This is a genomic window from Microcoleus sp. AT9b-C3, from assembly GCF_036705485.1.
Lineage (GTDB): Bacteria > Cyanobacteriota > Cyanobacteriia > Cyanobacteriales > Microcoleaceae > Microcoleus.
The window spans coordinates 17,596-38,551 of the sequence record NZ_JAUBUR010000009.1 but is presented as its reverse complement, the minus strand read 5'-3'; the positions used below and the strand labels follow the sequence as shown (position 1 = coordinate 38,551).

General features: G+C 45.3%; 19 protein-coding genes and 1 tRNA gene. 10 read left to right on the top strand and 10 right to left on the bottom strand.

The genetic code is table 11. The features are described 5' to 3' along the window. Window positions 1-201: 201 nt before the first annotated feature. Window positions 202-2,487, bottom strand: a complete 2,286-nt coding sequence (locus QUB77_RS10810; RefSeq protein WP_333323014.1) for a tetratricopeptide repeat protein — start codon at window positions 2,485-2,487, stop codon at window positions 202-204. A 455-nt stretch (window positions 2,488-2,942) separates the two neighbouring features. Here QUB77_RS10810 and QUB77_RS10805 point away from each other — a divergent pair, with 455 nt between their 5' ends. From QUB77_RS10805 to QUB77_RS10790, 4 genes are all read left to right on the top strand, one after another. Further along, the gene (locus QUB77_RS10805; protein ID WP_333323012.1) at window positions 2,943-3,266 is read left to right on the top strand and encodes a hypothetical protein; all 324 of its coding nucleotides are present in this window, start codon (window positions 2,943-2,945) and stop codon (window positions 3,264-3,266) included. Next, on the top strand, window positions 3,248-3,412 hold the full coding sequence (locus QUB77_RS10800; RefSeq protein ID WP_333323010.1) for a hypothetical protein: 165 nt from the start codon (window positions 3,248-3,250) through the stop codon (window positions 3,410-3,412). Before QUB77_RS10805 ends, QUB77_RS10800 begins: the two co-directional genes overlap by 19 nt. Window positions 3,413-3,733: 321 nt before the next feature. Then, window positions 3,734-4,900, top strand: coding sequence for a CAP domain-containing protein (locus QUB77_RS10795; RefSeq protein ID WP_333323008.1), 1,167 nt, complete (start codon window positions 3,734-3,736; stop codon window positions 4,898-4,900). A 390-nt stretch (window positions 4,901-5,290) separates the two neighbouring features. Next, window positions 5,291-7,783, top strand: coding sequence for a hypothetical protein (locus QUB77_RS10790; protein WP_333323006.1), 2,493 nt, complete (start codon window positions 5,291-5,293; stop codon window positions 7,781-7,783). A 2-nt stretch (window positions 7,784-7,785) separates the two neighbouring features. On the opposite strand, the gene QUB77_RS10785 is transcribed toward QUB77_RS10790, so the two are convergent. Next, window positions 7,786-7,926, bottom strand: a complete 141-nt coding sequence (locus tag QUB77_RS10785) for a hypothetical protein (RefSeq protein WP_333180188.1) — start codon at window positions 7,924-7,926, stop codon at window positions 7,786-7,788. Between the two features lie 42 nt (window positions 7,927-7,968). Between QUB77_RS10785 and QUB77_RS10780 the strand changes: the two genes are divergently transcribed. Next, window positions 7,969-9,036 carry a CAP domain-containing protein gene (locus QUB77_RS10780; protein ID WP_333180186.1) on the top strand — a complete coding sequence of 356 codons (1,068 nt, stop codon included), beginning with the start codon at window positions 7,969-7,971 and terminating at the stop codon, window positions 9,034-9,036. A gap of 12 nt (window positions 9,037-9,048) precedes the next feature. Here QUB77_RS10780 and QUB77_RS10775 read toward each other — a convergent pair whose 3' ends face one another. After that, a complete protein-coding gene (locus QUB77_RS10775; RefSeq protein WP_333180183.1) occupies window positions 9,049-9,501 on the bottom strand; it encodes an HNH endonuclease signature motif containing protein in 453 nt (150 codons plus the stop codon). Continuing rightward, complete coding sequence (locus QUB77_RS10770; RefSeq protein WP_333180180.1) at window positions 9,492-9,737, bottom strand: hypothetical protein; 246 nt, start codon at window positions 9,735-9,737, stop codon at window positions 9,492-9,494. Before QUB77_RS10770 ends, QUB77_RS10775 begins: the two co-directional genes overlap by 10 nt. A gap of 165 nt (window positions 9,738-9,902) precedes the next feature. Between QUB77_RS10770 and QUB77_RS10765 the strand changes: the two genes are divergently transcribed. Further along, window positions 9,903-10,295: a DUF423 domain-containing protein gene (locus tag QUB77_RS10765; RefSeq protein ID WP_333180177.1), complete on the top strand. Its 393-nt coding sequence runs from the start codon at window positions 9,903-9,905 to the stop codon at window positions 10,293-10,295. A 109-nt stretch (window positions 10,296-10,404) separates the two neighbouring features. On the opposite strand, the gene QUB77_RS10760 is transcribed toward QUB77_RS10765, so the two are convergent. Both QUB77_RS10760 and QUB77_RS10755 read right to left on the bottom strand, forming a co-directional pair. After that, a complete protein-coding gene (locus QUB77_RS10760; RefSeq protein ID WP_333180174.1) occupies window positions 10,405-11,499 on the bottom strand; it encodes a hypothetical protein in 1,095 nt (364 codons plus the stop codon). 459 nt (window positions 11,500-11,958) lie between these two features. After that, a complete protein-coding gene (locus QUB77_RS10755) occupies window positions 11,959-12,144 on the bottom strand; it encodes a hypothetical protein (protein ID WP_333180171.1) in 186 nt (61 codons plus the stop codon). A gap of 239 nt (window positions 12,145-12,383) precedes the next feature. Between QUB77_RS10755 and QUB77_RS10750 the strand changes: the two genes are divergently transcribed. Next, window positions 12,384-13,817 (top strand): phosphoglucomutase/phosphomannomutase family protein, encoded by a 1,434-nt coding sequence (locus QUB77_RS10750; RefSeq protein WP_333180168.1) that lies wholly within the window; start codon window positions 12,384-12,386, stop codon window positions 13,815-13,817. Window positions 13,818-14,185: 368 nt separating this feature from the next. Continuing rightward, window positions 14,186-14,461, top strand: a complete 276-nt coding sequence (locus QUB77_RS10745) for a LapA family protein (RefSeq protein ID WP_333180166.1) — start codon at window positions 14,186-14,188, stop codon at window positions 14,459-14,461. 14 nt (window positions 14,462-14,475) lie between these two features. Here QUB77_RS10745 and QUB77_RS10740 read toward each other — a convergent pair whose 3' ends face one another. From QUB77_RS10740 to QUB77_RS10730, 3 genes are all read right to left on the bottom strand, one after another. Continuing rightward, a complete protein-coding gene (locus tag QUB77_RS10740; protein WP_333180163.1) occupies window positions 14,476-15,477 on the bottom strand; it encodes a hypothetical protein in 1,002 nt (333 codons plus the stop codon). 154 nt (window positions 15,478-15,631) lie between these two features. Then, window positions 15,632-16,687, bottom strand: coding sequence for a hypothetical protein (locus QUB77_RS10735; protein ID WP_333180160.1), 1,056 nt, complete (start codon window positions 16,685-16,687; stop codon window positions 15,632-15,634). A gap of 559 nt (window positions 16,688-17,246) precedes the next feature. After that, a complete protein-coding gene (locus QUB77_RS10730; protein ID WP_333180157.1) occupies window positions 17,247-17,921 on the bottom strand; it encodes an Npun_F0813 family protein in 675 nt (224 codons plus the stop codon). 943 nt (window positions 17,922-18,864) lie between these two features. Between QUB77_RS10730 and QUB77_RS10725 the strand changes: the two genes are divergently transcribed. After that, window positions 18,865-18,938: transfer RNA gene (locus QUB77_RS10725), tRNA-Arg, on the top strand. 68 nt (window positions 18,939-19,006) lie between these two features. Here the strand turns inward: QUB77_RS10725 and QUB77_RS10720 are convergent. Then, window positions 19,007-19,141: a hypothetical protein gene (locus QUB77_RS10720; RefSeq protein WP_333180154.1), complete on the bottom strand. Its 135-nt coding sequence runs from the start codon at window positions 19,139-19,141 to the stop codon at window positions 19,007-19,009. Between the two features lie 125 nt (window positions 19,142-19,266). Between QUB77_RS10720 and QUB77_RS10715 the strand changes: the two genes are divergently transcribed. Continuing rightward, a complete protein-coding gene (locus tag QUB77_RS10715; RefSeq protein ID WP_333180151.1) occupies window positions 19,267-20,895 on the top strand; it encodes a site-2 protease family protein in 1,629 nt (542 codons plus the stop codon). The last annotated feature ends 61 nt before the right edge of the window (window positions 20,896-20,956 follow it).

The following is a 20,956-nucleotide window of genomic DNA, read 5'->3' as shown; positions in this document are numbered from 1 at the left end:
GGGGCGGGTTTACACAATTTGTTGGTGGGGTGGGGGCGGGTTTATATAATTTGTTGATGGGTGTCAAAAATTTTGGCGAAGCCGCCCCTACATGGTAAAATTGCCGACAAATTTGTAGGGGCGGGTTCAGCGAGCGATTTTTCCACCCACCAATAATTGCGATCAACCCGCCCCCACCCAACCCGAAAATTCAATTAATCCTTAAATATTGAAACAAGCTTGAACTTTATTCACCAGTTTAGGCGTTTTCATTTGATTAAATATTTTAATAGCTTGCTGCCAGTGATTCTGAGCTATTTCTAATTCTCCCAAATCCCGGTAAGTCAGCCCGATGTAATAATTGCTAATACCCAATTCGTACTTAGCACCAATTTTAGTATAAAATTCAATAGCTTGGTTTTGATATTTCAAAGAAGCTGAAAAATCTTTACTTTCCCGAAAAACATCACCCAAAATGTACCAGGCACGGGCGATGTCTGATGTAAAGTTACAATTTTGCGCGATCGCTACAGCTTGCCCTAAAGTTTGCTTAGCTTGTTCGTACTCGCCAATATGTTTTTGAGCTAAACCAGCCATATTCAAATCCCAGCAAGCTTGCCAAGGCGGAACGCTTTCTAAAGGTTGTTGCAAGTGTCTTGTAGTTTCTTTCAATGCTGCCTTTGCCTCACTCGCTTGTCCTAAATAAGAATGCAGGAGAGCAACTTCGCAGTAGCAACTATTTAGCCGAGATTGAATTGCAGCAGATACTGGAGATAAAGCTAGATTAAGTTTAGCTTGATAAATAGCTAATCCTAACTCGTATTCACCAGCAGCAATATAGCACAAACCCATATCACTGTATGAATTAAATTCTGTCCATTTATCGCCTTCACGCTGAGCAGCAAGTTGAGCTTGGCGGTGATATTCTAGAGCTACTTCAAAACCATCTGCTAGCAGATAGGCGTGACAGTCGCCGATGCAGCGATACAGACTTGCTTCCCGGTTAGGCGAAACTCGATTCACCAGTTTTTCTGCTAATTCTAGAGTTTGGCCAATGTATCCCCACGATAAAAAATATAGAAACAATTCTTCTGGTAAAATAGGTATAGCAGGACGGCACAATACATCCCAGGCTGAATCATAATCTTCAATTTCTCGGAAATGATAGTAAGCTTCTAAAACTTGCAAACCTAACTGAGGGGATTGAATATGTTCTACACTAGAGAACCAATGTTGCCCGATCGCCCTTTGAGTTTGTTCCCATTCGCTGCTCTTTTGCAACTGATTCAAACCCGCCGCCCGAATTGCTGGGTGCATTCGGTATTTGCCCCGATGGGATTGTAGCAAAGAAGAGTCGCACAGCCGCCAGATGATTTTTAATTGTTCTGTTGGGTTTACATCCCACAGCAAAGCCTTGACGCAAGTATCGGGCAACCAGTCTATTTCTTGATAACGACAAGCTGCCAAACGACACAGCAATCGATAAGCTTGAATCGAGTGTCCGCTCAGGCGATTTAACTGATGGTTAACAAGAAATGAAAATGAATCTAATTGCTTGAGTTCCTGACTGTTTTGTTGCCAAGCCTCGGCGATATTGCCTTCATAATAATTTTGAATGTATTTATAAATCAGATCCATGCTGTAAGCATTGCCTTGATAAAGCGCGTGCATTTCTTGCAGAGATTGTAAATCTTCTGAAGTTTTGGGATATTCAAAATATTGTTCCCATGCTTCTGGACTCAAGCCTTTTAAAATGAGAGTTTGAACGCCTCTGATGTCTGGTTCTTTTAAATTTTCTCTACAGGTAATCAGCGTTACTCCTAGGATTCTTGGATCGCTGAGTACCCGAAGCAATTCTACATAATTGCGGTACTCAGGTAAAAACATACCGTTACGTAAGGCAGACTCTAAGTTATCTATAAAAATTGCGACTTTGAATTGACGCAGCTTTTTTTCTAGCAAGCTTAAACTAAGGCTAAAATCTCTGGGTGCATCTTCCTGAAAATCTTGTTGCAGCCAAGTCTGAACAAATGAATCGGCACTCCGCAAGTCTTCTGGAGTGTATGCAATTTTCATATCTAAGATTTTTTCAAATTGGCAACTTGCTAAATATTGCAGTGCTAAGGTGGTTTTGCCGACGCCGCCTTCTCCTACTATTATCAAAATTTTGAATTTTTCTGAGGTCCATTTTTGGAGTTTAGTAATATCTGAAGTTCGTTCTACCCAGCGATAATTTAATGGTTGTGGTTCTCCCGGTGGCGCTGGGATTAGTTCGGGCATGAATTGAAAAAACAATGCCTGCAAATCTGACCAGCTAGAGCGCTTGTCGTTTCCTAAACCAAAGGCTTGATATGCTGTTGTCAAATGTTGGCGTACAGTTGCTTCTGATTTAATTGCGAGAATTTTGGCGATTTGTTTGTTGGGTGTTCCAGCTAGTTTTTGCTTCAAAACTTGCTTGCATTTGCTGCCTAAATTGTTATAAATGGTGATAAATTCTGCTTGATTCATGGGTGGTTTACCTAGGTCAGTGCGATCGTGTAGCTATCTAGGGGGTGCGATCGCCTGGGATGTTTGAAAAAGTGTGATTTCCTAAGTGCGATCGCCTAGGGCAACGAAATGTCAGAAGTTGGTGACTTCTGCCTGTGACTGCACAATTGTGAGTTTTGAATGTTTATTGATTTTACAATGAGTTACGGGTTAAAAAGTTATTCAATAATTAAATTTTTGCAAACACCATTTTGGAGCTTAGAAGTATGGAGTTTCTGTCAGATGCGATGGATTCGGACAGTTGGGATGCAAACACTGCTAATTGCTACGGGCGATCGCGGGTAATAGGTGCTTCACTGTCTGTGGCTGTGGGAGCGATCGTGTAAACGATTGTTACAAAAGCTGGAACTATGCGTAACCACAGAAAGCTATTTCCGAAATGTAAATAAAGGCGGGAATTTAGGGAGTAAAAAGCTATGAGGTTTTTGTCAGAGGATGCAGCAGCCGATCGAGATAATAAAGCAGGCGACAGCAACAGCAAAGCTAAGTCAACTCAGAAGGTGGAAACAGATATGCCATCAGGGCGAGAAAACAAAGAGAATCCGATTAATAAGGTTTTGAATCAAGTTGAGAAGATTTTGTGTGAAACTTGGGCAGAAACAGGGTTTGGCAAGGTGACTATTGAGAGTGAGAAGGCGCAAAATGGTAAAGGTAAAATTCACGTGACTGTGAAGGGTTCTACTTTTTATCGGTATCACATTTGTGAGGAAGATGTTAAGGAGTGGAATTCAAAGCCGTAGGTGCGATGGGTTGGGTGGGGGCGGGTTTTTATAATTTGTCGATCGCTCTCAAAGATTTAGGCAAACCCGCCCCTACAGGTCTGGTAAAATATTCCTATAAATTTGTAGGGGCGGGTTCGCCGATGATTTTCGTCACCCACAGATAAAGTTTATAAACCCGCCCCCACCCCACCATGAAACTTACTAAAAAAAGATAACTGGACTATTGACAGGTTAAATTAAATCGTGTAGATTATTTTTAATAGACGGAAAGTACACTCACAAGCATCTATCCTGTACGGCTTCAATGGTCGGCCGTATCGTTTTTTCAAGCATCGTAATTTCAAACAATTGAATATTTGCAGTCCGAGACGGGTGTGATGTTCGCGGGGCTGGTGAAGTGGTGATGACGCATTTTGTGCGATCGCCCCTTCTCCGGCCTTTTGTGTTTTGGTCAACAAATCGCTCTGACAAATTGGAGGTTAAATATGGCTCGTTTAGATGGAACAACTCTAAATGACGAACTCATTTGGTCTAGTGCTGAACCCGTAGAAATTTATGGCTACGCTGGCGATGACACGCTAGTAGGCGATGCGGGAAATGATTTTATCTATGGCGGTTCTGGAAGTGACAGTTTATTGGGAGATCCGGGTAATGATGTTATTAATGGTGGTCGGGATAGCGACTCTATGTATGGCGGAGTGGGTGCAGATCAACTGTTTGGCGGCAAAGGAGAAGATTATTTAGTCAGTGGCTTTGACACAGATACGTTGACAGGGGGTGGTGGAAGCGATACTTTTGGTGTCATCGGTGAAGGGGTAGCTATTATCGGCGACTTTGATGCTGCTTCTGATTTCCTCCGACTGGCATCAGATGAACTGACAGGTTCTCGTGTTTTAGTTGCTCGTAATGACAGCAATAGTGTCGGAGTTTACGTTAGCAGCAATGGCGGTTTTTCATTTGATAAAATTTTGGCATTGCTGACCAATTTTACTGGCAATCCTGGGAGTGTTTCAATTATCGGTGGTAATGTGACAACAAGTCCATCGCCAAGTCCGAGTCCAAATCCTACTCCAAATCCCACTCCAAATCCTACTCCAAATCCGAGTTCAACAGGAACCCCAGGCTTAGATCCAGAAGAGCGAGCCGCTTTAGATTACCTCAACTCTGCTCGGCAAAATCCCCAAGCCGCAGGACAGCAGTTAGGGATTAATCTGAGCGGAGTTACACCTCGTCCTCCCTTAAGACCAGATCCGATTTTAAATCAGGTTGCTCAGCAGCGAGCTGATGATTTGGCAGCTAGAAATTACTTCAGTCATGTAGATCCAGACGGTCTTGGCCCCAATATAAAGGTACAGCGAGCTGGATATCCGCTGCCGTCGTTTTACTTGAATAACCCTGCTAACAATTTCATTGAATCGCTATCGGCCGCATACACTGTTGGCAATTCTTCGGGTGCTCAAACTTCAGGAAAAGATCAAATGGCAACTTTGCTCGTTGATGCAGGAACATCACCTCCTGGCCATCGAATTCACTTGCTAGCTCTTGATGACTTTTACGGCAAGCATACGGATGTAGGCATCGGCTATACGAGCATTACAAGAGGCAATCAAACTAGCTACTATATGGCGGTTTTGACTGCCTATAAAGCTTGAAGAATAAAACAATCAATAACAAGCGCTCGCCTTTATTGAAAACAGGATAGCGCCTCCAAAGCTTTCTCTATTGACGGTCAAACAAACCGTTTCGTGCTAGTAGTTTTTGGCACTCCCCGTTTTTAACCCTCTTCTGTTACTCTGGGAAAGTAAAAATAAGAGCCAAATTCTTGACTGTAGATATAGCGAGCATTTGAGCGTTTATTTTCTAACATAATGGCTGAAAGCTAGATTTTTGGTAACAGTCTTATCCTATAAGCCTTCCCGATTATTTTTTGCCGAAAGTGACAGAAGAGGGTTAAATACAATGAGAAATGGTATCGCTCGCATTTATTACGATCGCCATTTCTCCAGTTAGTTTTTTTTGCAAACCAAATAGGTAGGAAAATTATGACTGTCAAACGACAAGGGATTTATTTAATCGGAGAAGATACAGCCGACAACATTGCACTCGAAGCCGGACAACTTCAGGAAGTGTCTGGAGGATTGGCAACTCGCAAAGGCAATGATACTGTCAGCGGTTCCTCTGATGCTGAAGTTGTATATGGTGGCAAAGGAAATGATGAAATTGAAGGCGGAGGTGGCAATGATTCCCTTCGCGGCGACAAAGATGAAGATACTGTGATCGGAGGAGATGGAGATGATTGCTTGTGCGGCGGTCAAGGCAATGATTCAATTGTCGGCGGTAGCGGCAATGATAGTTTGCACGGCGATCGGGGTATCGATACTTTAACAGGTGGCAGTGGCAATGACACATTTTTCCTACTGCTAGATGATGAGAGTATTGATTACATTACCGATTATCAAAATGGAGGCGATCGCATTGCCAGCGAGAACGGCATTTTGAATTTTAATAACTACACTTTTAGTGCGGGTACGGGTGCTAATGGTGCTAGTAGTGCCGATACGGTGATGATAGATAAAAGTAGCAATCGGGCGATCGCAGTTTTGCTCAATGTTGCCAGTAGCACGTTTGCAGCTAGTCCGACACCAACACCAGCCCCAACACCAGCCCCAACACCAGCCCCAACACCAGCCCCAACACCAGCCCCAACACCAGCCCCAACACCAACTCCAGTTACGACTCCGACTCCGGTGACAACGCCAACTCCGGTTACGACTCCAACTCCGGTTACGACTCCGACTCCGGTGACAACGCCAACTCCAGCACCAACACCAACTCCAGTTACAACACCAACTCCAGTTACAACACCAACTCCGGTTACGACTCCAACTCCGGTTACGACTCCAACTCCGGTGACAACGCCAACTCCAGCACCAACACCAACTCCAGCACCAACACCCACTCCAGTTACGACTCCGACTCCGGTTACGACTCCAACTCCAGTTACGACTCCGACTCCGGTTACGACTCCGACTCCGGTTACGACTCCGACTCCGGTTACGACTCCGACTCCGGTGACAACGCCAACTCCGGTTACGACTCCGACTCCGGTTACGACTCCGACACCACAGCCCGCATCCTTCGATGAAAAGTTCTACCTTGTCAATAATTACGATGCTGCTAACGCAATTTTGACGGGGCAAACAAAAACAGCTTGGGAACATTACCAAACTGTCGGCAAAGCTCAAAATCGTGCTAGTGCTCCGTCTCAAGTAAGCACTTTTAACATCACATTTGACTATCGGTTTGATACGAATGGGTATTTTAATGAAAACCGTCGCAAAACTTTAGAAGCAGCAGCAGACTACTGGGAAGCTGTTATCCAAGATGAATTTCCCAATGTTCCTGCCGGCACCGAGTTATGGATTACAAACCCTCAAACTGACCAACTGGATAAGGTTGTTTTAACTCAGGATATTGACGATATTGTCATCTTTATGGGTGCTCAAGCTGACAAAGATTATTACGCGAGAACAAACGGCTTTAGTCCTGGTTATCAAGATGCAACAGGTTTTTTATCTCTTTTCCCCGATCGCCTCAACAGTGTTAAACCTAAACCCTATGCAGGGAGCATTTCATTTAGCACTCAATACTCGTTTCAGGTCGATCCAACGCCGTTCGACTTAAGCGACACTCCACTTGAAGATGGTACTGATTCCGACTTTTTTGTCACTGCCGCCCATGAAATAGGGCACGTTCTAGGGATTGGTATTGCACCAGCTTTCGACGCAAGAATTGTTGGAACCAATTTTGACGGCCCCAATGCCAGGGCGATTAATGCAGGCAATCCACTTCCTCTTAACCCCACTAACGGCACAGTTCCCGACTTAGGTCACTTAGCTTTTACTACGACACCTGATGGTCTTCCAGCCCTTTTGGGCCTGGGAGGTAGTGCTAATGCTGTGATTCCTACCAAAGTTGATTTGGCGGTATTGGCAGATATTGGCTACAAATTCCAAGGATTTACCGTTCAAGATTCAACGCCAACCACTGCAACTGAGGGAGATAATAAAGTCCTTGGTACAGATTTGGGTGATACTCTCAACGGTTTAGGAGGTAACGACATCATCAACGGTGTAGCTGGCAATGATAGCCTGATTGGAGGTGCTGGCAACGATGTGCTTGATGGTGGCGGTGGCAATGATACGCTGATTGGTGGTCTTGGCGAGGATGCCCTGACAGGAGGCCCTGGCAGCGATACCTTTATTTTTGATGTCGCAAGCGGTAAAGATGGGATAGAGGATTTTACGGTAGCTGATGACAAAATACAGTTGGCTGCTAGCTATGGATTTAAGGACGGAGCTGCTGTTTTAAGCGCACCTGGAAACTTCTTCAACGGCACAGTAAACGATGTCAATGGCAATCCCGATCCCGGTAAACGCTTTGCTCAAATCACTCTCGGCTCTAACTCGGGGAATGTTATTACGATCGTTTACGATGATAATCCCTTGACAGCCGCGAATTTCATCATTCTCTAAATCTAATCATCAGATAGGTTTGCGATCGAGGCGATCGCCTCGATCTTTCCCTGGGCGATCGCCATTGGTACGGGCAATCCCCCTGTGGTTGTCCGTTCTGCTTTTGCGATCGCGACAGGAGCGAAATCTCCAGAAAGAACCAAACAAATTCCGGTAACTCATTTATAAAATTTAGCGAGTATCTGATGCGTCAAACTTTAGTGTTTCTGGCTATCACCACATTTCAAGTAACACAAATATCAGTAGCTTTAGCTCAAAACAGTTCAGCATTTGAGCAGAGAATGATTTCAGAAATTAACCGAGCTAGAGAGAATCCGCCAGCTTATGCTGATTGGCTGCAAAGAGTCAAACAAACATACGATCCTACTACCAGAACCTTCCAAATTCCAGGGCAAAATAGTCGATTTGGTGTGTTTGGAGACTTAGCAGCATTTGATGAAGCAATTAGTGTTCTTAAAAGAACTTATTCAATCCCAACACTTCGTACATCCAATGGACTTGGTTCAGCAGCAGCAGATCATGCTCGCGAGCAGTCAGTTGCTACATCTTTTAGCCAGATAAGTCACACTGGCAGAGACGGTAGTAGTCCAACTGATAGAGGAAATCGCTATGGTTCTAATACGGGTGTATGGGAAAACATTGGTGCTGGTCTGTCACCTGAATTTATTGTAATGAACTTGATGCTCGATTACTGGGAAGTTAGTCGTGGACATAGAGAAAACTTTCTGAACTCGACTCTGAGATTAATTGGAGTAGGTTGTGGTAACTCCTCCATAGCAGGTGTGGGAAAAGTCTGTGTAATGAACTTTGCTCAAGAATATTTCGACAAAAGAGGAAACCTTCCTAATCAATTCCCGAATCAAACTGACAGACCACCTAGAGATACAAATCAGCCTAGACAGCTTAATCTTACAGGCGAATGGGTAATTGAGACTGGGAGTTTTAAGTTCTTATCGAATGATGTAAATAATTCCTGTGTGCCAGCGCCAGAACTTGGAACTGGTTCTTCTCCAATTACAATTCGTCAAAATGGTAATCGACTAATACTTTCAGGTGTTTATCAGAGATATAATAACATTACGAATAGTCAAATTTCAGGTAATCAATTTGAAGCAATTGCGATGTTTGGAAATGTAGCATTACTTAGATATAGTGGTTCTGTAAGCTTGGATGGTAGACAAATTACAGGCACTATAGTGTGTGGTAACAGAGGAGCAAACATACCGTTTATAATGAGGAAATCTTCATTATAATTTTTTACTTCATTATGAATTTTGGCGAGGATCGCCAGACGGAGGATGCCACCCTGCTCTAATCCATAAACGACGATCTCTGATAATCGCTCTTTCATTATGATAGCGATCGTTAAGGTCTAATCGATCGCACGTCCCCCTACTTGTTGGAGTAATACCCATGATTTCTAAATTATCCGCAGACCAGAGAAAATGATCGAACCACTGCTGTTGACGCGGGTTAAACAAAGTTACTTCCTGTTCAGTTTCAGGGTCAGTACCAGTAACAAAATTATAGCGATTATTATTACAGCGATGACAAGCTAAAGCTAAGTTTTCGAGTTCATCGCTACCACCAACTGAGCGAGGTAAAACATGATCTATCGTAAATAGAGTAGAACTACTTTCTTCCGCAGAATGGCAATATTCACAAAGAAAACTAGCTCTACTTCTTACTAAATTTCGAGTAGCACGGTTTATGGACATGAGGCTGCTATAACTTTAGCATTAATTAAGGTAAAAATCCGATCCAGTTCTAGTAAACTTGCTAGTTCCACAACCTCCTCAGAAGTTAAAAGATTAGCCTTTTTCCCCTCGGCAAGTTCTTCCAATCTAGCTTGCAGATTTTCCGTAAATTTGAATAAGTAAAGATTTTTGACTTTCTGAATCGAAATATCACTATCAATCCAGTAGGAAGGTTGTACCATAAGTTCAGCTATCATGGTGATTTAATGACTCAATATACTACATGGATAGTCTTAATTATATCAGAAAAACGATCGCCCTTTCATCCATCCACGTTTATCAGCGGTAAAAAAAGAGCGATTGCTTTATCGACAATCCTCACCCAACCCTAAAATTAAATAAAATTCAATTATCATTAAATTATGTCCTCACTAATCTTAACCCGAATCTTCCTCACAGCCGCGGCCCTCTTCGGAGGTTTATCCGTTGCAGGCGGTGCTTTCGCCTCCCACGCTTTGAAAAATCAATTGACCGATCGAGCTTTAACTATTTTTGAGACCGGCGCCCGATATCAAATGTACCATGCCCTGGCTCTATTACTCGTCGCTTTACTCTTGAGCCGCGCCCAAGAGTCTCAAACCTTTTTTGCAGTGGCTGGATGGGCTTTTATTGCCGGCACAATCATCTTTTCAGGCAGTTTGTACGCCCTGAGTTTGAGCGACATCAAATGGCTGGGTGCAATTACCCCACTGGGGGGAGTTGCTTTTATTGTTGGTTGGGGATGTTTGGCAGTCGCAGCTTGGAGTTTTAAATAGAGATTGGCAATTCCCAATGCCAAATCCCTCCGCGAGAGTTCCGCTTTTTGACCCTATGCCCTATGCCCTATGCCCAATTCCCTATGCCCAATTCCCTATGCCCAATTCCCTAATTATCAAAGACATCGCTGGAAAACATCTCTGTCAAAGTACGCAAGTAAGGTACAAATACCGTTAAATCTTCAGCAGGAAGCCGCTCGCATATTTCCCAAAATAAAATCAGCAGCATATCCTGCACCAACTCCCAACTTACATGAAGTTTCGGGTACAACATCACGCAAATTGGAAACAATTCCTGCTGTACCGGGTGAATGCTAGCTTCCAAAACGCACCAGCACAAATAGCTTTGAAAAATCTCGACATCCCGGATACCAGAAATTTTTATCTCGCGATCGCTCAAATACCCGCTGCTGCTGCGGTATCCTTGATGCTGGGAACTAGCTCGATCGTACACTGCACTAGCAATCTGAGTCGTGTGCTGCAACAAATGCTGAACGGCTAATAGAGCTTTTGAATTCAGGGGCTGATTCGCCGCAGCCTCGTTAATCTCTCCGTAGGGAATGTGCAGGTAGTCGTCTACAACTTTTAAGTAGGGCGCAAATTCCGCTCGCTCTGACTCCGAAAGACATCCTAACAAGATTTTGCTAGTGTATTGAAACTCCATTGTCACAAATCCCAGCACTAACGGATCAGTATTTGAATATTTTCGCCTCACTTTGATAATATCTTTTCCCACCAGGACTGACAAGCGGAAAACAGGTTCTCTATCCGCATAAGCGTCTATTGCTTTCTTATATAAGGTGCGAGAATCGGCGGCAATTTCTAAAGAATTAATTAAACTTGGATCGATCGCGTGCCGCTCTATTTGTTTCCCTAAAAGAGCTTCTACTCTACTCCAAGCTATCTCGCTGGCTAATTTCAGGGTATCTGTCAATTTGTCAACTATTGGGGCTCTATTTCCCTCAAAATTAGTTAAATCGAGGCTTGGGAGAATTTGGCGTTGCGCTTGGTTCTCTCGTGCCGCAACTGTACTGTAATATTTTTTTGCCCAGCTAACTGCGAAGGAAGAAACGCTGACACCTTTAGCTTTTGGGAGTTTGTCAGTGTCCAGTCCGGTAATACCTTGGGGCGCCTGACTTGCGCCCTGTTGAAGTTGGTCGGCTGCTGGTAAAGATTTTGAAGATATTTGTGAAATACCCGTCATGATAAACCTCGTTTTTTTATTAAGTCGCACCCGATCGACTCCCCTAATTTTTAACGTTGTTAACTACAATTTTCTGCATTTTTACGTTGACAGTCATTAGCCATTACGCTTAAAGCTATAAGCCATTTCGCTCGACTGCCTGCATCTTTTATAAGTTGCACGTTAATAACGTTATTTATTGTGCGATCGATCACCATCATTCTGTGATCGCGATCCTAATTTATTTTGTTGACCTATAAAGAGGACAGGAAATAAATTTAATTTGTCTTAAAATCTGATAATTAAAGTCAAGTCTGCCTCAAAAAAACTGCTGCTTGAAATACTTTATCTTTGTTGTGGAGCGCTTTGGTTTATCGCCCTAATTTCTTAATGAAGCTAGGCTAAAGCACGATCGAGCGGTGACTTTGGTTAATTTATACCCCTAGCTGAATTAGAAATGTATTGTGAGTCTGGCGATTGTTAGGAAGCCCTAACGAATTCAATGATCGGCTTTTCTAAATAAAAAATTAAATTTGAGATGAGAATCAGATTTATGTGCATTTCGTTAATGCCATTGCCAGGGCCGTTTTTTGCGATCAGTTGTTTAGCTTCCCCGTGAAGCGAAGCTATCCCGTAGGGAATCGCCGGCAATTGATCCTCGTCCATTCGAGCGACCACCTACCCTTCAAAACCAGAATTAGCGAGTGACTCGCCCGGTAGCGCGCACATTTTGCCAAATCCGGCGGGATCGAGTCCTCTGCCGGAGGCCCAAGCCTTTCCCGACAACGAGAGGATTAGGTTGATGCGGGCCCCACCGACGATCGATGCTCACAAACAGCACGACCAGTACGTCTTTAAGGCTATGGCTTCGGGTAGGATTAGTAGGACGAGAGGAAGTGGATAAAATGAGCGCTAGCAGCAATTCAACTGAAATTAAGTTCGGAACCGATGGGTGGCGAGGACTGATTGCCCATGACTTTACTTTTGCCAACGTGCGAAAAGTCACCCGGGCGATCGCCAGTTACCTAGAAACGGCTTACACCAAAGACCGCCCAGTTCTAGTCTCCTACGATACCCGCTTTCTGGCAGACGAGTTCGCCCGCACCGCGGCGGAAGTATTGGCAGATTTGGGATGGACTGTGAAAGTGGTCGATCGAGATTGCCCCACACCAGTCATCGCCTACAGCGCCAAGCATCTCAACTCCGCAGGAGCCCTGATGTTCACGGCTTCGCACAATCCCGCACCTTACTGCGGCATCAAATACATCCCCGACTACGCGGGCCCGGCAACCCCGGAAATTACCGATACAATTGTGGCAAATATTGCTGGTGCTTCAGATGCCCCAGCCAAAGGCAGCCACAACGATAAAATCTCCAGTTTTGACCCGAAACCCGAGTATCTGAAGTTTCTTTATACTTTGATCGATGTGGAGCGGATTCGCTCTGCTAAATTGAAGGTGAAGTACGACGCTCTCTACTCGACTTCTCGCGGCTATCTCGACGGCGTTTTGGAACACTGCGGCTGCGATGTCGAAAGTTTTCACACCTACCGCGACGTGCTGTTTGGTGGCGGAATGCCCGAACCCAAGGGCGAACAGTTGGTTGAGTTAGTAGAAGCTGTTAAGAAGGATTCGGCGGATTTGGGTTTAGCTACCGATGGCGACAGCGATCGCTTTGGTATTGTTGACGAGTTGGGAAATGTCTTGACTCCAAATACTGTGCTGTTGCTGCTGGCGCGTCACTTGGTTAAGAATAAAGGCTTGACTGGGGCGATCGTCCGTACAGTCGCAACTACCCACTTGCTGGACAATTTGGCCGCCAAGTACGGTTTAACAATTTACGAAACCGCAGTCGGTTTTAAATACATCGGCGAAAAAATGCGGGAAACTGCGGTGCTCATCGGTGGCGAAGAGTCTGGCGGTTTGAGCGTTTTGGGTCACATTCCCGAAAAAGACGGGATTTTGGCTGATATGCTAGTTGCTGAGGCGATCGCCTATGAAGGCAAACCGCTTTCTCAGCTAGTCGAAGAAGCCATTAAAGAAGCCGACGGTCCCCTGTACAACAAACGTTTGGACTTGCACCTAGAAGAAGCCCACAAAGCAGCCGTTTTGGAATCTTTTACCAAGAATCCCCCCACAGAAGTAGCAGGTATCGGCGTTAAGGAAATCGGCCGCAAAGACGGAATTAAACTTTATCTTGAAGACGGTGGCTGGGTACTGCTGCGGCCTTCGGGAACCGAACCCTTGATGCGCGTTTACATGGAAACCAATTCGGTGGAAAAAGAAAGCCAAGTTGCCCAACACATGGAAAAGGTAATTTCCCAGTTAGAACCTGTTTAAATTTCTACCTATTCCAAGGGGGGTTTTTCCCCTAGCGCTTAAGATTGTGAGGTGCGCTTGGCGCACCTTACCTATTTTTGATAACTCTCGCAAAGTCTCTGAACATTAATCATCGATATTGCTGGGTCAGTTATATATTTGCAATACACTTGGATTTGTTTAAGTTTGGGAAGTGTCAATTTATTTATGTTTGTTAAATTTTTAATAATTTAAAAATTTTTCTCTATTTTTTCCGTCTCTACTTGACTTTTCCCCTAATCTTATTGTACATTATTATATAATGGGGTGTTTGCCAAAATAAAAATTTTACACATATTTCAATTATAAAAAAAGTATACAAGTTAAATTAGTAGCCTGTCAACCAGTTTATGAAAACAATTCCTCTGCTCGCCATTAGTTTTTTAGTAGCAATTTTAGTAAGCGCGATCGGCATTATCTCAGTGCAAAACGCCGCCCCAGTCTCCTTAAACTTTATCTTTTTTCAATCGATACAACTGCCTGTAGGAGTAGTATTGGCAATGAGCCTGAGTGCCGGACTGATCGGAGGTGCGCTAATGCAACCGCTGTGGAACATTTCAGATTCCCAAAACTCACGTCCTAAATTTCAGGCAAATCCAGAAGAATCCGACACCGTACAATATTAAATAGATTTGATCCCTTAGAGGGAATATACCTGACCGTCAATTAGCAGCCGAGTAATTCCCTTAGCTCGCAAATAAGGCGCTGCTTTTTGCAGCATACTGCTGTCAGGAATCTTGAAAACTCTTTGATTGCGAGTAGCAAATCGGCGGGCCACTCGGTGATTGTCAAACACTGCCAGGGTTTTCTCGCGAATTTCCGCAGCCGGAATTTGACCCAGTTCGCCAAAAGCTTTTAGAGGTCTGGTGATTAACTCCGCTGCCCGATCAACCACTAAATAGCAAATTGTGGGCAGAGAGGCTTCGCTTAAAGGCAAAACTTGAATCAGTCCTGTACCCCGAAGTTCGTTAGCGAAGCCCTCGAAGAGGATCGACTCATCCGACGATAGTGAATCCAGGACACTGCCTTCAAACAGAGAGTCTTCATCCTCTACATCTTCGTCGAAGTCGTCATCTAAATCGTCTTCATCATCCTCATCCTCGTCGTCCTCGAAATCCCTAAAGTCTTCACCTGCCAGTAGCCCTTCTGCTGGCAGCATTGCCTTTAGTTCACCAGTCACAACAGCGCGCTGGCTGCGAGTGGCAATATTGGCTGCTTGGGCATCGGGCAAATCAGAAACATCTAAATCAGACTCTACATTCCCTCGAATTTCGAGTTCTGCAACTGGTTCAGGGACTGAGTTAGAACGCTTTCGGATTGTCGGTCTCGAATTTGAGGCTGACGGCAGGACAGGGGCTGACTCCGACAGGGGGACAGCTACAGGATCGGTTTCCCCATCTGCCGACGACTCAGTAGTCCTCTCTGTCGGTTCAGAAACACTTGTGCGACCGGACAAACGCTTTTGTTTTTGCTGGACTAGAAATTCGTATTCTGGCTCCGACAAAGCCCCCTGAATGATGCGCCTCACAGTCGAACTGCTCACCCCGTAGCGCTTTGCCAAAGTGATAGTATTCTCGTTTGACTGTCGGTACAGCCTGATGAGTTCCCGTTTGTCTGAATCGGAGAGTTTTGTAGGCGTCATGCCAAGTTTTCCAGCAAAAAGACGTGAAAAGACGCAGGCTAGCAGTCAGCGAACTGTGATTTTTCATCTTCGATTTCAAGCTCAGAGATGCCGACAAGGGAAAAAAAGCTTTCGCCTCCCCATCGCTTGCCAAAGCAACTCCAATCTCAAATCGCTACGCTGCGCGACGACTGCGCCTGCTCTGGCGAGAACGGGTTGAGATGTCATGTTCCAAGATAGCTCCAATCCCAAACAGGATGGCACTGAAAACAAAAAAGACTTCCAGCAAACTGCCACTTTGATAAGTACCCTCAGTCTGAGTATCGCGCCATTTAAAGTACATATCTGCGATGTAAAGCGAAAAAGTTGCAGCCGCAATCATCCTCCAAGATTGGGAAAAACGTCCTCCCCAAAACGCCAGCAGCAATGCAGTAGCAATAATCAGCAGAAAAACGTCCCCAACGATGTAAAACAAATTGATTGCATAGGCGTAAGGCGACAGTTGCTTGTCAAGTGCCATCACCCATCCGGGAGCTTTGATTTCTGCTTCTTCTTCTTCGGGTGCTGATGCTGCATCGGTCGCGGCTGCTTTTGCCTGTAACTTAGACGAATTTTCCAAAGCAGGCGCTCTTCCTGTGGCAGCGGTTGCTGGTGCAGATTCTGTCACTACTTCTTGAGTGGCTGCCGGAGCCATTCCTAGCTGAGCCCTCCAAGAGTCAGGTGCAGCAACCCAGATAGCTACCGCAATCCCGAAGGCTGCAATTCCCGCTAAGAAACCCCACTGCCAAATTTCTAAATTCAGCCGCTTGGAAGTCACAGCGACAACCATGCCCCCGATCAGTACCACATAGCTGGCCAGATAAAACGCATCTGCTGGAGACACGTCCGGGTCTAACCCAAAATAGAGTTCCCAAATCCCGAACAGCACGCCGGCTATGAAATAGAACAGCATCCCCAGACCTATGCCCAGCCAGACGTTGCGCCCACTGACCATGTGGGGGCTTTGCCAGTTTCTAAAACAGACTAAAGCCGCTCCGAAGTATGCTCCGCATTCAAAAATATAAGTGCCGATCCGGTACCAAAGAGGTAAACCCTCTTCTGCAGAGAGGGGGACGCTGAACAGCAAAAAGAACAGCAGCGCCATGACAGCCCAGACAAGGCCCGCAATCACTAGGGTCTGAGCTGACAGTAAAGATGAAGATGTAGATGACTTTTCTGAAGTGCTACTCATAGGGATTCCACGAGACCTAACTAGCGGTTGAACGCACCCCATCTCAATCTTTGATTAAAGATGAGGATTCTTTCGCCAAAAAACCTTAAAAAACCTCGATCTGACGCTTCCGGAATAACTGGCGTCCTCAGTGTGTCGTCGGGACTTTTGCCCTCGTACACTCTAGAAAGACTAAGCTAGAATAATATCTATTTACTAATTCAATAAATTAGTCGTTAGTCGATCTTGTACCCGGAAATATAATGATAGAAATACGGTATATGTCTCCACCCTTAAGGTTTTTACAGTACCCTATCTATCTCTGAAATTATACCCTCAAAGGTTGAGGGAGCTGTTTTTTTGCTTTCACTCTTCCCCACTCGTATCAATGATTGTGGGTGGGGAGTGCGATCGAAACTTAGTTAAATTGCCAGACCATAGGTGGCATCCAAACCGAATCAACAATTTGGTTGGTCAATACAAGTTGGCAATCCAACCTGTATATCGCGTACCCCCTACAGTGCAATTATCTAAGCTAAATTATCTCAGCCCAATTGTCTGAGCAATTGTCAAACATTTTCTATCCTGCGATCCACAATTTGTTGAGGGCTGATTGTTTCAGCCAATCTAGAAACTGAGTCCGATCCGGAGCTGGCATATCTTGCAGCACATCGCTGACTCCCTCAGCGAAGTCCGTATTGCCAAAATATGATTTCCCCAAACGGTGCAGTTCTTGCAATAAAGTTTTGAGATGTTGCTCTTGCCAAGCAGGCACCTTGTGATTTTGCAAGGGACTAACGGTTAGCCAATTTTTGATCGCATCAGGGGAGTCTGCCTGGGGGAAGTTTCCCTGCTGAAATACCTTGGCGATATCTTTCTGAAACGATGTGGCTTGCCTTGCGCCTAAGAGGTCTTCTACATCGAAGTAAACAGCTTGGAGCAGCAGCAGACAACCCTGCGCGAACAGCGGTGCTTTGGCTGCTTCATTACCTGCCGGTTCTTCACCGGCAAGCTGATCTAAACGGACTTTTCCCCAGACGCTATATCGATCCGGCTCTTCTAGCAGAACACAGGCTTTGCCTCGGTTGTCGGTTAAGTCCCGCCACAAGGCTCTGGCGTCTTCTGCTTGCTTGCCGTTGAAGGCGCTGATCAGGCGAAAAGTCTGCCCCTGATAATTGAGAATGGGAATTTGTTGATCCCGTTTTGGGTGTTGAAAATTGGTTATTTCAACATCCTGCCGTTTCAGAATAAACATGACACTGCGATTTGACTCCTGTCATGGCCGAGGTGCTGTGCTTTTGACACTCCCGATGCCTAAAGGCGAGGGGATTCTTGATTCAGCGAGTCCACTTAAATTAGCAGGATTGCTCCCGATCACCCAGAGATGGTTCTCTCCTCAAGCGTTGCGATACTTTTTTGCTAACAAATGTTAACAATTATCTAAGCTGAGATTGTCTCTCGGCCTTGGCGTATAAATCAATGCACGAAGGAAAGTCCCCCGCGCACAATTTACGACTGCTGTACTGGCAACGCTTGATTTTCGCGCTCGTGCCGAGCGGGCGATTGACTGTTTTGCTTTGATGCCGTAGAGGAAGCTTATATAGAGGCTCCGTACCATCAGGGATTTTCACCTGAGTCTTTCAATCCTAGTTCTACCACATTTTTATCAAATATCAAGTCGAGCAGAATGTTAGCCAACATAACTCAATATCAGCAAATTAGTCATTCTGGCTCAACTCATACCTCAAATCAGGAGACGATCTCTGGTTTTTCGGTAATGGGGTCAGCCTTTTAGGTTTTGCCACTAGGGGATGTTAACATAACCAATAGAAATCTGGGAAAAAGCACCTGTGACTCTTGTGCTGTCTGAGTTCCGTCTTAATTGGGAGAGAGAGCCGAGCGACCAAATAGCTGGGTTTCACCTCGACCTCTAAATACTTTACCCGAGTTCACGTCCTACCTAGTTTTGATGGTAAATTTACCATTGTGCTGTTTGCAGGTGAGTCCCTCCAGCTTTTGTCAGATAAAGTCTTGGAGGCACAGGCACTCTCATCATCTTGTTGGTTTTTTTCCCAATCCATCGGGCTGCACGCCATATTTTTGTAGCTCAAAGCGGTTTCTGCGTAAGTAATCACATAATTTACTTGCTCGATCGCACACTGCACCGATACAATAATCTTGTTAGCGATTTTTGAGTTGGGTGCGTAACTCAGTTGGATAGAGTAGCTGCCTTCTAAGCAGCGAGCCGCAGGTTCAAGTCCTGCCGTACCCGTTAACAAAACCTAATAACATCAATGCTTTGAGCCGTTCTTTACCGCAAAGGAGAGAGCGGCTCAAACCTTATTTGTTGTGCATTTGTTGTGCAAAACAAATGCACAACACCGCCTGCCAAACCCAGGCCAATCTTCCTGCTTCTGGGCGATCGACACTGCTACCCTTCTGAGTATATGCTTGCCACAGCCGATGTGGTATCATAAAAAGTCTACTGTGTCAATAGCCTAGATCCTGTGATGTTCAAACAGCACCAGCAGCAGGTTTTGGGCCGAGTAGCCCTCAGGGGTTATCCTTAGTAATCAGGCTAGTTTCCGATAGGTTTGGATATGTTCCCAACAACTCTATTTCATATTCCCCAAAATTTAATGCTATTACTCGACCGCAGCGCGATCGACCGATTAAAGCCCCTATTGGCGCAAGCAACCGGAATGCCTATAGTTGCATCGGAAAATACGGCAACAATTGCGCTCGTATTGGTTGCTCTGGGAATTCTGGGTTGGGGATTTTATCGCGCCAGACCTTTTGGCAAACTGGGAATTTTGGCTTGGTTGCAATCTGTTGCGTTAATGAGTCCCTGGCTGCTGTTCTTTGGTTTGTTCGCCGCCGGAATTTACCTCAATCTAGTTGCGGTATTGTTGCTGCTGGTGGCATCCACGGGATTATACATTTATCTGGGCCGGCAATTGCGTAAGGCTGCATCGGATGCAGTGCTGCCGCGGCCGGATGCTGCTGAGGTAAAGTCCCAAAGCGATGCTTTCTCCGCCCCAGACTCGCAGGGAACACCAGGCCCAGAAACCATTAAGATCGTGACATCTTCGCCTGCGAATAAGGAATCAGAAATAATTCCCGTTCCAGTTGAAGACCTCAAAACAATTAAAGGCATCTTTGGAATTGATACTTTCTTTGCCACAGAAACAATTCCCTATCAAGATGGGGTAATTCTCAAAGGCAATCTCCGGGGAGACCCAGAACAAGTACACTCACGTTTGACGGCAAGTTTGGAAGAAAAATTAAACGCTCGCTACCGCCTATTTTTAGTAGAAAATCAGGACGACAAGCCCGTAGTTATTATTTTGCCCAGCACCAATGACCCGCAGCCAACAACCGTGTCTCAAAAAATCCTAGCAGTCGTGCTGCTGCTGGCAACAATTGCTACTAGCTTAGAGACAGGCGGTTTACTGCTGGGTTTCGATTTCTTTAACTCGCCGGCTAGATATCTAGAAGTTCTGCCAATTGCAGCCGGAATTTGGGCGGTTTTAGGCTCTGGGGAAATTGCTCGCCGAGTGCTGGCAAATCGGTACAAGGTTGGCTTGAGTTGGCCGTTTTTTATACCAACTTTGCAGATAGGTTGTTTTGGAGCGATCGACCGTTTTGAGTCGCTGCTGCCCAACCGTAAAGTTTTGTTTGACATCGCTTTTGCGGGGTCAGCGGCTGGGGGAATAGTTTCTGTGCTAATGCTGGTAACGGGTTTGCTGCTGTCTCACCCCGGCAGTTTGTTTCAAATTCCCGCAGAATTTTTCAAGGGCTCGGTTTTGGTGGGAACTTTGGCAAAAGTGGTTTTGGGTTCGGGGTTGCAGCAGCAGATTGTTGACGTTCACCCGCTGGTAGTTATCGGTTGGTTGGGCTTGGTAATAACGGCGATTAATTTGATGCCGGCGGGACAGTTGGACGGGGGTAGAATCGTGCAAGCCATCTACGGTCGGAAAATAGCCAGTCGCACTACTTTGGCGACTTTTGTGGTGCTGGCGATCGTTTCTTTAGTTAATCCTTTGGCTCTGTATTGGGCGATCGTGATTCTGATTTTACAGCGGAATCTGGAGCGGCCGAGCCTCAACGAGCTGACTGAGCCTGACGACGCTCGCGCGGCTTTGGGTTTGCTAGCTTTGTTCTTGATGATTGCTGCCCTGTTGCCGTTGACTCCGGCTTTGGCTGGCCGTCTGGGAATCGGGAACTAACAGTAGCAGCGTGGCTTTGGTAATAGGCCCTTGGGTTGCGGTAAATTAGTGGAATATAGGA

Excerpts from the sequence above, each read along its gene's own strand:
- QUB77_RS10810 (WP_333323014.1), bottom strand. The coding sequence starts at position 2,487 with ATGAATCAAGCAGAATTTATCACCATTTATAACAATTTAGGCAGCAAA.
- QUB77_RS10805 (WP_333323012.1), top strand. The coding sequence starts at position 2,943 with ATGAGGTTTTTGTCAGAGGATGCAGCAGCCGATCGAGATAATAAAGCA.
- QUB77_RS10795 (WP_333323008.1), top strand. The coding sequence starts at position 3,734 with ATGGCTCGTTTAGATGGAACAACTCTAAATGACGAACTCATTTGGTCT.
- QUB77_RS10790 (WP_333323006.1), top strand. The coding sequence starts at position 5,291 with ATGACTGTCAAACGACAAGGGATTTATTTAATCGGAGAAGATACAGCC.
- QUB77_RS10780 (WP_333180186.1), top strand. The coding sequence starts at position 7,969 with ATGCGTCAAACTTTAGTGTTTCTGGCTATCACCACATTTCAAGTAACA.
- QUB77_RS10775 (WP_333180183.1), bottom strand. The coding sequence starts at position 9,501 with ATGTCCATAAACCGTGCTACTCGAAATTTAGTAAGAAGTAGAGCTAGT.
- QUB77_RS10770 (WP_333180180.1), bottom strand. The coding sequence starts at position 9,737 with ATGATAGCTGAACTTATGGTACAACCTTCCTACTGGATTGATAGTGAT.
- QUB77_RS10765 (WP_333180177.1), top strand. The coding sequence starts at position 9,903 with ATGTCCTCACTAATCTTAACCCGAATCTTCCTCACAGCCGCGGCCCTC.
- QUB77_RS10760 (WP_333180174.1), bottom strand. The coding sequence starts at position 11,499 with ATGACGGGTATTTCACAAATATCTTCAAAATCTTTACCAGCAGCCGAC.
- QUB77_RS10755 (WP_333180171.1), bottom strand. The coding sequence starts at position 12,144 with ATGGACGAGGATCAATTGCCGGCGATTCCCTACGGGATAGCTTCGCTT.
- QUB77_RS10750 (WP_333180168.1), top strand. The coding sequence starts at position 12,384 with ATGAGCGCTAGCAGCAATTCAACTGAAATTAAGTTCGGAACCGATGGG.
- QUB77_RS10745 (WP_333180166.1), top strand. The coding sequence starts at position 14,186 with ATGAAAACAATTCCTCTGCTCGCCATTAGTTTTTTAGTAGCAATTTTA.
- QUB77_RS10740 (WP_333180163.1), bottom strand. The coding sequence starts at position 15,477 with ATGACGCCTACAAAACTCTCCGATTCAGACAAACGGGAACTCATCAGG.
- QUB77_RS10735 (WP_333180160.1), bottom strand. The coding sequence starts at position 16,687 with ATGAGTAGCACTTCAGAAAAGTCATCTACATCTTCATCTTTACTGTCA.
- QUB77_RS10730 (WP_333180157.1), bottom strand. The coding sequence starts at position 17,921 with ATGTTTATTCTGAAACGGCAGGATGTTGAAATAACCAATTTTCAACAC.
- QUB77_RS10720 (WP_333180154.1), bottom strand. The coding sequence starts at position 19,141 with ATGATACCACATCGGCTGTGGCAAGCATATACTCAGAAGGGTAGCAGT.
- QUB77_RS10715 (WP_333180151.1), top strand. The coding sequence starts at position 19,267 with ATGTTCCCAACAACTCTATTTCATATTCCCCAAAATTTAATGCTATTA.